Here is a 9087-nt window from a genome sequence, read left to right as displayed (position 1 = left end):
AGCGGAATCATATGGGCGAGATTGAGCGTCGAGATCGGCGGCTGGCGGACATTGGCGTAGGCGTGACCGGGAAGAGAGCCGAGCCAGGCTTCGACCGCATTCACGCCTTCGGCTATGCAGGTGAAGTCGCGGCCCTGGATCGCCTTCTCGACGAGACGCAGCCTTTCCGTCGCGATCGCCGGGTCGTCGTCCCAGACGGCGACGGTGGCGGTGACATAGGCCTGGCCGACGTCATCCGCGCCGAGCTCCTGCAGCGCGACGTCGGCGTCGGCGGCCTTGTTCGCCGCGTCGGAGTCGACGAGGGTCGAAGCCTCGTTGGTCATCACCTCCTTGATGATGGCGGCGACGGATTTTCGCTTGGCGAACCACTGCCGCCGAATCTTCGTCAGCAGCCGAACGGCCTCGGTCTTGTCGAGCAGGATGGCGCGCGTCGACCAGCGATAGGGGAAGGCGAGGCGATTGAGCTCGTCGAGAATGCCGGGATGGGTCACGCTCGGAAAGCCGACGATGGTCAGAATGCGCAGATGCGCGTTTCCGAGCCGCGGCTCCAGCCCGCCGGTGAGCGGCTCATCGGCGAGCAGCGCGTCGAGATGCATCGGCGTCTCTGGGACGCGGACGCGCTGACGGCGCGTCGAGATCGTCGAATGCAGGAAGGTCAGCGTCTCGCCATCGTCGAGCCATTCCGCCTCGGGCATGAAGCTCTCGACCAATTGCAGCACGCGGTTCGAGCGGTCGACGAATCCTCGCAGCAGCTCCCATGGATCGACGCCGTCTTGCGCGCGGCCTTCATAGAGCCAATTCTCGGCGCGCGACGCGTCCTCCTCCGGCGGCAGCCAGAGGAGCGTCAGGAAATAGCGGCTCTCGAAATGCGCGCCCGCCTCCTCGAAGGCATTCTGTCGCTCGAGATCGACGAGCGCAGAAGCCGCATCGGGAAAGCGGTCGTGCGGATAATGTTGCGCCGGCACCCGATCGGCTTCGACGAAAATGGCCCAACCGGAGCCGACGCGGCGCAGCGCATTATTGAGGCGGGCCGTCACGCCGATGAGCTCGGCCAGCGTCGCGCTGTCGAGATCGGGGCCGCGGAAGCGCGCGGTGCGCTGGAACGAGCCGTCTTTGTTGAGAACGACGCCATCGGCGACGAGAGCGGCCCAGGGCAGGAAATCGGTGAGGCTCGTCGGGCGGCCGCGATATTCGGCGAGATTGAGCATCGGAGCCTCACACACCGAAATAAGCGGGATAGCGCAGGTGGCGGCGCACGACCTCGACGAATTGCGGATCGCGCTTGGCCGCCCAGACCGCGGCGCTGTGGCTGACAGCCCAGAACAGAGCGCCGGGAAGCCAAAGGCGAAGGCCGAGCGCGATCGCCGCTGCGAGTGTGCCATTGGCGATCGCGACCGCTCGCGGCGCGCCGCCGAGCAGGATCGGATCGGTCAACGCCCGATGCACGGGGACGAAGAAGCCGGGGACGTCCTCGGCGCTGTTGAAACCGCTCATCAGATCAGCGCTCCGCCGGAGAAGGAGAAGAAGGAGAGGAAGAAGGAGCTGGCGGCGAAGGCGATCGATAGGCCGAAGACGATCTGGATCAGCCGGCGGAAGCCGCCCGACGTGTCGCCGAAGGCGAGCGTAAGGCCGGTCACCGTGATGATGATGACGGAGATGATCTTGGCGACAGGACCCTGGATGGATTCGAGAATTTGGTTGAGCGGAGTCTCCCATGGCATCGACGAGCCCGAGGCGTGGGCCGAAGAAGACGTGATCACCGCGGAGGCGACGATGGCGGCGAGGGTGACGATGCGTCGGGCGAATCGGCGATGCGGAGCAAAGGGCGTCATGATCGGTCTCCTGCGACATGTGTAGCGATCGGAAGGACTCTGTAATCGCCGGTAGATGGATCGAGGCCGTCGACGGTCGCGAGGACGCTGTTCATGAGTCGGCGATCGTCGACTGGCTCACGCGCGCGGTGCGGCCTGGCGTTCGTCTCGTGTCGATCTGCTCGCCGCGCGCGCCGGCCTGCTCGACGGCCATGACTGCACGACTCATCACGCCTGCGTCGCCGAACTCGCGCGCCTCGCGCCTGCGGCGCGCGTCCGCGAGAATGGCCTCTATGTCGAGGACGGGGAGCGCTTCACCAGCGCCGGCGTGACGGCGGGCGTCGACCTCATGCTGCACATCGTCGCGCAAATGGCCGGACATGCGACGGCGCTCGCCGTGGCGCGCCATCTCGTCGTCTATCTGCGGCGCGGCGGCGACGATCCGCAGCTCTCGCCCTGGCTCGAAGGCCGCAATCACATCCACCGCGTCATTCACCGCGCGCAGGACGCCATCGCCGCCGAGCCGTCGCGCGAGTGGTCGGTCGAGGCGCTGGCGCGTGAATCGGCGACGAGTCCGCGTAATCTCTCCCGCTTGTTCAACGCGCATGCGGGTATGAGCGTCACCGATTATGTGAACCGCATGCGCGTCGCGCTGGCGCGGGAGCTTTCGGCCGGCTCACGTCTCGACATGGAGACGATCGCCGAACGCACCGGCTTCGCCTCCCGGTCACGACACTCCTGCGGGATTATCACGAGACGGAGCATCGAAATCGCGTCGTGGGCCGATCGGAACGACGCCGCTCGGATTCAGCCAGGGATGGCTGCCATAATAATGGCCCTTGATGTGACCGAAATCGACGGTCGGGCGGATCGCCGGGTGCTGGTAGAGCGCCCGCGTATAGCGCCAGAGAGCGGGATAATCGACGAGCGCCCGCAAATTGCACTTGAAGTGGCCGTAATAGACCACATCGAACCGCACCAGCGTCGTGAACAGCCGGATGTCGGCTTCGGTCAGCCGCTCGCCGACGAGGAAACGTCGGGTCTCAATGCGCTGCTCGAGCCAGTCCAGCGTCTCGAAAACATCCGCGACCGCGGCCTCATAGGCCGCCTGCGTCGCGGCGAAGCCGGCGCGATAGACGCCGTTGTTGAGGCCGGCGTAGACGCGCTCGTTGATGGCGTCGATCTCGCTGCGCAGCTCGGCTGGATAATAGTCGCCTTCCGCCGCGCCTATGCGATCGAAGGCGCTGTTGAACATCCGCAGAATCTCTGCGGATTCGTTGGAAACGATTTGGCGGCTGTCCTTGTCCCAGAGCACCGGAACGGTTACGCGCGAGCTGCAGTCCGGCTCGGACAATGTGTAGAGCTGATGCAGCCATTGCACGCCATTCACGGTGTCTGGGATGACGCCCGGGCCGGGCTGGAACGACCAGCCGTCCTCCCCCATCAGCCAATGCGCGACCGAAAGGCCGACGAGCTCTTCCAGGCCCTTCAGTCGGCGCATGATGAGCGTGCGATGCGCCCAGGGGCAAGCGAGCGAGACATAGAGATGATACCGGCCGGCTTCGGCCGGAAAGGCGGGCGCCTTGTCGGCGTCGTTCAGGCCGATCCAATCGCGGAATATGGAGGTTGGGCGCCGCAGCCGGCCGTCCTCGAGGAGCTTCTCGACGCCGCCGCGCCGCCACTGGCCGGCGATCAGCTCACCCATGGACCTTCTCCTTCATCGCAGCGCGGATCATAGGCGCGACCTTTGCGCCGAGAAGCTCGATCGAGCGGCTCATCGCATTGGCATTCAGCATCGCCGAGCTCATTTGAAAGGTGAGCCGCGAAACGCCGCCCAGCGCCTCGTTCGCTGCGAGCGCACGCCGGGCGACAGTCTCCGGGTCGCCGATCAGAAAGGCGCCATGGGGCGAGCACATCGCCTCGAAGCCGGCGCGCGTGACGGGCGACCAACCTCGTTCACGGCCGATCTCTGTGAACATGTAAGCCCATCCTGGGAAGAAAGCGTCCCTGGCGGCCTGGTCGGTGTCGCCGACGAAGCCCATTGCGTGAACGCCGACCTGGAGCATCTCGTCCGCATGGCCGGCGCGACGGCCCGCCTGCCGATAGAGATCGACGAGCGGGCGGAAGCGCCGGAAGTCGCCGCCGATGATCGCGACCATGAGCGGCAGGCCCAGCGCTCCGGCGCGGATGAAGGATTGCGGCGTGCCGCCGACGCCGACCCAGATCGGCAGGCGGGCCTGATGCGGTCTGGGGAAGACGCCCTGGCCGGTCAGCGGCGGCCGGAAGCGTCCTTTCCATGTGACATGGATCTCGTCGCGGAGCCTCAGGAGCAGGTCGAGCTTCTCGGCGAAAAGGGCGTCATAGTCCTGCATGGCGAGGCCGAACAGCGGATAGGCCTCGCCGAAGGATCCACGTCCGACCACGATCTCGGCGCGTCCTTTCGCGATGAGGTCGAGCGTCGAGAATTCCTGAAAGACGCGGACCGGATCGGCGGCGCTGAGCACGGTGACGGCGCTGGTCAGGCGGATTCGCCGAGTCCGCGCGGCGGCGGCGGCCAGGATCACAGCGGGCGCCGCGTCGAGAAATTCCTTGCGATGATGTTCGCCGACGCCGAACACATCGAGCCCGACGCGGTCGGCGATCGCCACTTCGTCGAGTAGACGCTCCATCCGCTCGGCGGCCGAAATGATTTTCCCCGTCGCAGGATCGGGGATGATCGCCGCGAAGCTGTCGACGCCGATTTCCATGCCGCTTCCTCGAGAATCAGACGGGGGAGCGCGTCGCTTGCTCGCGGCGCCCTTCGACAAAAGGCCGTCGACGGCGTCGAGTAGGAGAGAAGCCTTCTCGACGCCGAACGCATGATCAGGCCCGGAGGCGGCGGCCGTCGAGGCTGAACGAGCCCGCGCCGAAGGCGGCGATCTGAAGAAGGCCGCCGACGATGGCGATGTTCTTCAGAAAGTGGATCATCTGGTTTTGATCGGCGAAATTCTTGTGGAATATCGCGGCCAAAATGAGCGTGAAGGCCGCCAGGACCAGGCTGACGAGTTGCGCCCTGTATCCGATGAGCAGAAGGAGGCCGCCACCGGCCTCGACGATGACAGCGACTGCCAGACCGAGAAGCGGGGCAGGCAATCCGACCGAGGCGATATAGCCTTGCGTGGCCTCCGGGGCCGCGAGCTTGCCGAGACCGCCGAGGATGAAGAGCGCGGCGATCAGCAGGCGGCCGACGAAGGCGAAGGCGTTGGTCGGATTGGAGGCGTTGGTCTGATTCATGTCGATAGAGCTCCAGAGGTTCGGCGATGGGGGGAAGGGGCGCCGCCGGGTCAGGCGGCGAGCGATGCGATTTGGGCTTTCGCCCCGGCAATGGCGGCCGTCTTCGGCTCTTCGCCGAGATTGAGGCCTTCGGCGCGGATGATGGTGACGTCGATCAGGCCGATGAAGCCGAGAACGCCGCGCAGATAGCTCTCGTGATGTTCGAGCGCGGCGGCCGGGCTGTCGCCGGTGTAGACGCCGCCCCGTGTCGAGGCGATGAAGACCTTCTTGCCCACGGGCAGCAACCCTTGCGGACCATTGGGGCCGTATTGGAAGGTGCGGCCGGCGACGCAGACACGGTCGATCCAGCCCTTGAGCTGCGAGGGGACCGAAAAATTATACATGGGCGCGCCGATCACGATGATGTCGGCGGCGAAGAGATCGTCGATATAGGCGGCGCCGAGCGCGAGATCCTGGCCGAGGGCCGCGCTCGGCGCCTCGCCGCCCTGGAAGACTGCGATATGCGCATCCGAGAGATGGAGCGCGGGCTCGGCGACGAGGTCGCGGCGGATCACCCGCGCGCCCGGATGAAGGGCCAGCTCTTTCGCCACGACCTCCGCGGTGAGCGCGCGGCTGACCGAATATCCGCCGAGTATGCTGGAATCGATGTGCAGGATCGTCGTCATTGGGAACTCCTCCGAGCCGCCTGCGTGAGGCGTCATAGCTTTGCGAGCGAAGAGGTTTTTCAGAGCGCGAAACATGAGTGTGTAGGTCGCATGGTTGCGCGAACAGGAGAAGCCGGCATATATTTATACTTACCATCGGATAATCCGATGGATTGGAGACACGCTATGCTGGACGGGGTCTCTCTGGATCAGTTGCGGGCTTTCCTCGCCGCTGTGGATGAGGGCAGTTTTTCCGCCGCGGGGCGGTGGCTGTCGCGCACCCAATCGGCCATCAGCGAAGCGATCGGCAGCTTGGAGGCGCATCTGGGCGTCTCTTTGTTCGATCGCAGCGGGCGCTATCCCCGGCTGACGAGCGAAGGCGCTGTCCTCGTCGCCGATGCGCGGCAGGTCCTATCCGGCGTCGACGGCCTGAAGGCGCGCGCCAAAGGAATGGCCGCCGGGCTCGAGGCCGAGCTGGCGATCGCGGTCGACGTCTTCTTTCCGATCGAGGCTCTGGCCGGGGCGGCGACCCAATTCCGCGAGCAGTTTCCCCGCACGCCGCTGCGGCTCTATGTCGAGGCGCTCGGGGCGTCGGTGGAGCCGGTGATCGACGGACGCGCGAGCTTCGGCATCGCGGGACCCTTGCCTATGTTGCCTGGCGGGCTCGTCGCCGAGCGCCTGACCCACGTGCGCTTGTTGATGGTAGCGGCAGCGAACCACCCGTTGGCCGCTTGGAGCGGCGTCATTCCGAAGGAGGAGCTGGCCCGGCACGTCCAGCTGGTCCTCACCGATCGCTCCGCCTTGACGGCCGGGCGTGAGTTCGGGGTCATGGCGCCGACCACCTGGCGCCTCGCAGATCTCTTCGCGAAGCACGCCTTTCTTTTGAACGGACTGGGCTGGGGCGGAATGCCTCGTCATACCGTCCAATCCGATCTCGACGCCGGTCGGCTGGTCGAGCTCGCGATCGAGGACATACCTTCCGGCGGGCTCGCCTTGCCGATGTCCGTCGTCTATCGGGCGTCCGATCCGCCGGGACCGGCGGGCCGCTGGATGATCGAACGTCTCGCGCTCTGTCCGAAGCAGATGCGCGACGCGGACGCGATCGCATGATTTTCTATTCGCCGGGGACGACGCTGCGATGGAAGTGGAAGCTCGACAGGCTGCCTTCGCGGAGCGTGGAAAACGCCGTCTTGGCCCGTGATTACATCAGCATAGCGGTGAAGTTCGACAACGGCCAGGACCTCACCTATTTCTGGAACTCCAGCCTGCTGGTCGGCGCGAGCTTTCGCTGTCCGTTCCCCACCTGGGCGACCCGCGAGACGCATCTCGTGGCGCGCTCCGGGAGCGGCGATCTGGGCAAATGGCTTGCGGAGTCGCGCGACGTCTTCGAGGATTATCGTAAGGCGGTCGGCGGCGAGCCGCCGAAGAGGATCACGCAGATCTGGCTCATCGGAACCAGCGTGATGGGGCGAAGCGAAGGATTGGGAGAGTTCGGCGAGATCGAGATCGGCTCCGACAAGGAAATCGTGTCGGTCTATTGAGGCGCCGCTCGAAAGCGGGATGGCGCGAATTGTCCGCTTTGTGTCTGGATATGGTCTTTCGCCTTGGATCATAGAGCGTAAGATGTTCTCCATTCAACGGATGGGAGGATCGAAATGTCCGCTTCGGACACGGCGCTCGTCGTCGTCGACGCTCAGGAATCTTTTCGTCGGCGTCCCTATTGGCGGGACGACAATGCGTGGCCTTTCGTCGGCCGTCTCCAAGCATTGATCGACGGAACGAAAGCCGCCGCGATCCCGATCGTCCAGGTCTTCCATGTCGCCGATTCCGGACCATTCGCCGAGAACTCCGGCTTCGTGAGGACGCTGGAGCCGCTCGCCATCGCACCGGATGCGATCTTCCGCAAGCGACGGCACAGCGCGCTCGTCGGCAGCGGGCTCGACGTCTGGTTGATCGAGAATGGCTTGCGCCGCCTCATCGTCTCCGGCATTCGCACGGAACAATGCTGCGAGACGACGACGCGCCACGCTTCGGACCTCGGCTATGCGGTCGATTTCGTCGGTGAGGCGACACTGACATTTCCGATGGCCGACGCCGCTGGACGCGAATGGAGCTCCGCTGAAATCCGGGCGCGCACGGAACTGGTGCTCGCGGGGCGTTTCGCGCGCATCGCGACGGTCGAGGAGGCTCTGCTTGGGCGCCCGGAAGAGATCGCGGCTTAGCGACAGCCCGAGGGCGAAGGACGTCGACGTCTTGGTCGTCGCGCCGCCGCGCCTGTTGCTGCTCGACGTCGCGGGGCCGATCGAGGTTTTGCGCAAGGCGAATCTAGAACAGGATGCGGTCCGCTTCAGGATTGTCTATGTCGGTCCCGCGCCGAGCGTCGGCAGCTCCATCGGCCTCGAGATCGCCGGCGTGGCGCCGCTGTCGGATCGTCTGCCGGATGGCGCGCTGGTCGTCGTTCCCGGCAGCGTCGAGGAGCCGCTCGCGGTCGCGGGCCAAGGCCGCGACGAGGACGCCGTTCACGAGTCGGCGATCGTCGACTGGCTCGCGCGCGCGGTGCGGCCTGGAGTTCGTCTCGTGTCGATCTGCTCGGGCGCGCTGCTCGCCGCGCGCGCCGGCCTGCTCGACGGTCATGACTGCACGACTCATCACGCCTGCGTCGCCGAGCTCGCGCGCCTCGCGCCCGCGGCGCGCGTCCGCGAGAATCGCCTCTATGTCGAGGACGGGGAGCGCTTCACCAGCGCGGGCGTGACGGCGGGCGTCGACCTCATGCTGCACATCGTCGCGCAAATGGCCGGACATGCGACGGCGCTCGCCGTGGCGCGCCATCTCGTCGTCTATCTGCGGCGCGGCGGCGACGACCCGCAGCTCTCGCCCTGGCTCGAAGGGCGCAATCACATCCACCCAGTCATTCACCGCGTTCAGGACGCGATCGCCGCCGATCCCTCGCGCGAGTGGTCGGTCGAACAGCTGGCGCGCGCATCGGCGACGAGCCCGCGCAATCTCTCCCGCTTGTTCAACGCGCATGCGGGCATGAGCGTCACCGATTATGTGAACCGCATGCGCGTCGCGCTGGCGCGGGAGCTTTTGGCCGGCTCGCGTCTCGACATGGAGACGATCGCCGAGCGCGCCGGCTTCGCTTCGGCGCGCCAGCTGCGTCGCGCCTGGGGACGCCATCACAATCTCCCGCCGAGCCGCATGCGCGAAGCGGAGAGGACTACCGAATAGACGCAATGAACGTCCAGATTGCTCGACAGATCGCCCGCCGGGGCCCGGCGATGGTCCGCGGGATGGCGTCGGCTCGCCACATCGCACAGGCCTCACATCGCTTTGCGAAACGTCAGGCTCACGCGGCAGCG

11 protein-coding genes and 1 pseudogene are annotated in these 9087 nt (G+C 66.0%); 5 read left to right on the top strand and 7 right to left on the bottom strand.

Features of this window, described 5'->3' with window-relative positions; genetic code table 11:
- From ACT53T_RS06725 to ACT53T_RS06715, 3 genes are all read right to left on the bottom strand, one after another.
- A partial coding sequence (locus ACT53T_RS06725) for a VirB4 family type IV secretion/conjugal transfer ATPase (RefSeq protein ID WP_476160625.1) occupies nt 1-1208 on the bottom strand: 1208 nt, incomplete at its 3' end.
- A gap of 7 nt (nt 1209-1215) precedes the next feature.
- Entirely contained in the window at nt 1216-1494 is a 279-nt protein-coding gene (locus ACT53T_RS06720; RefSeq protein WP_003612050.1) for a VirB3 family type IV secretion system protein, read from the bottom strand.
- Nucleotides 1494-1832 (bottom strand): TrbC/VirB2 family type IV secretion system protein, encoded by a 339-nt coding sequence (locus ACT53T_RS06715; RefSeq protein WP_476160624.1) that lies wholly within the window; start codon nt 1830-1832, stop codon nt 1494-1496. Before ACT53T_RS06715 ends, ACT53T_RS06720 begins: the two co-directional genes overlap by 1 nt.
- Before the next feature lie 98 nt (nt 1833-1930).
- On the opposite strand from ACT53T_RS06715, the pseudogene ACT53T_RS06710 reads away from it, so the two are divergent.
- Nucleotides 1931-2535, top strand: a pseudogene (locus ACT53T_RS06710) (GlxA family transcriptional regulator); the annotation flags it as partial.
- A 3-nt stretch (nt 2536-2538) separates the two neighbouring features.
- On the opposite strand, the gene ACT53T_RS06705 reads toward ACT53T_RS06710, so the two are convergent.
- The 4 genes from ACT53T_RS06705 to ACT53T_RS06690 all read right to left on the bottom strand — a co-directional run bounded on the left by ACT53T_RS06705 (nt 2539) and on the right by ACT53T_RS06690 (nt 5749).
- Nucleotides 2539-3516, bottom strand: a complete 978-nt coding sequence (locus ACT53T_RS06705) for a glutathione S-transferase family protein (protein ID WP_476160623.1) — start codon at nt 3514-3516, stop codon at nt 2539-2541.
- Nucleotides 3509-4558, bottom strand: coding sequence for an Atu2307/SP_0267 family LLM class monooxygenase (locus ACT53T_RS06700; protein ID WP_476160622.1), 1050 nt, complete (start codon nt 4556-4558; stop codon nt 3509-3511). Before ACT53T_RS06700 ends, ACT53T_RS06705 begins: the two co-directional genes overlap by 8 nt.
- 115 nt (nt 4559-4673) lie before the next feature.
- Nucleotides 4674-5084 (bottom strand): DoxX family protein, encoded by a 411-nt coding sequence (locus tag ACT53T_RS06695; RefSeq protein ID WP_476160621.1) that lies wholly within the window; start codon nt 5082-5084, stop codon nt 4674-4676.
- 50 nt (nt 5085-5134) lie between these two features.
- A complete protein-coding gene (locus ACT53T_RS06690; RefSeq protein WP_476160620.1) occupies nt 5135-5749 on the bottom strand; it encodes an FMN-dependent NADH-azoreductase in 615 nt (204 codons plus the stop codon).
- 165 nt (nt 5750-5914) lie between these two features.
- Between ACT53T_RS06690 and ACT53T_RS06685 the strand changes: the two genes are divergently transcribed.
- The 4 genes from ACT53T_RS06685 to ACT53T_RS06670 all read left to right on the top strand — a co-directional run bounded on the left by ACT53T_RS06685 (nt 5915) and on the right by ACT53T_RS06670 (nt 8956).
- Nucleotides 5915-6838 carry a LysR family transcriptional regulator gene (locus ACT53T_RS06685; protein ID WP_476160626.1) on the top strand — a complete coding sequence of 308 codons (924 nt, stop codon included), beginning with the start codon at nt 5915-5917 and terminating at the stop codon, nt 6836-6838.
- The gene (locus ACT53T_RS06680) at nt 6835-7269 is read left to right on the top strand and encodes a DUF3047 domain-containing protein (protein ID WP_476160619.1); all 435 of its coding nucleotides are present in this window, start codon (nt 6835-6837) and stop codon (nt 7267-7269) included. Before ACT53T_RS06685 ends, ACT53T_RS06680 begins: the two co-directional genes overlap by 4 nt.
- Nucleotides 7270-7383: 114 nt before the next feature.
- Nucleotides 7384-7950, top strand: coding sequence for an isochorismatase family protein (locus tag ACT53T_RS06675; RefSeq protein WP_476160618.1), 567 nt, complete (start codon nt 7384-7386; stop codon nt 7948-7950).
- Nucleotides 7951-7981: 31 nt separating this feature from the next.
- Nucleotides 7982-8956, top strand: coding sequence for a GlxA family transcriptional regulator (locus ACT53T_RS06670; protein ID WP_476160617.1), 975 nt, complete (start codon nt 7982-7984; stop codon nt 8954-8956).
- The last annotated feature ends 131 nt before the right edge of the window (nt 8957-9087 follow it).

The sequence above is a fragment of the Methylosinus sp. DMC45 genome (assembly GCF_056313885.1).
The sequence above is the reverse complement of the archived record's forward strand: the minus strand, read 5'-3'. Positions and strand labels throughout refer to the sequence as shown.

What these genes read in the sequence shown, in the direction of transcription:
- ACT53T_RS06720 (WP_003612050.1), bottom strand. Translation starts at nt 1,494, where the DNA reads ATGAGCGGTTTCAACAGCGCCGAGGACGTCCCCGGCTTCTTCGTCCCC.
- ACT53T_RS06715 (WP_476160624.1), bottom strand. Translation starts at nt 1,832, where the DNA reads ATGACGCCCTTTGCTCCGCATCGCCGATTCGCCCGACGCATCGTCACC.
- ACT53T_RS06705 (WP_476160623.1), bottom strand. Translation starts at nt 3,516, where the DNA reads ATGGGTGAGCTGATCGCCGGCCAGTGGCGGCGCGGCGGCGTCGAGAAG.
- ACT53T_RS06700 (WP_476160622.1), bottom strand. Translation starts at nt 4,558, where the DNA reads ATGGAAATCGGCGTCGACAGCTTCGCGGCGATCATCCCCGATCCTGCG.
- ACT53T_RS06695 (WP_476160621.1), bottom strand. Translation starts at nt 5,084, where the DNA reads ATGAATCAGACCAACGCCTCCAATCCGACCAACGCCTTCGCCTTCGTC.
- ACT53T_RS06690 (WP_476160620.1), bottom strand. Translation starts at nt 5,749, where the DNA reads ATGACGACGATCCTGCACATCGATTCCAGCATACTCGGCGGATATTCG.
- ACT53T_RS06685 (WP_476160626.1), top strand. Translation starts at nt 5,915, where the DNA reads ATGCTGGACGGGGTCTCTCTGGATCAGTTGCGGGCTTTCCTCGCCGCT.
- ACT53T_RS06680 (WP_476160619.1), top strand. Translation starts at nt 6,835, where the DNA reads ATGATTTTCTATTCGCCGGGGACGACGCTGCGATGGAAGTGGAAGCTC.
- ACT53T_RS06675 (WP_476160618.1), top strand. Translation starts at nt 7,384, where the DNA reads ATGTCCGCTTCGGACACGGCGCTCGTCGTCGTCGACGCTCAGGAATCT.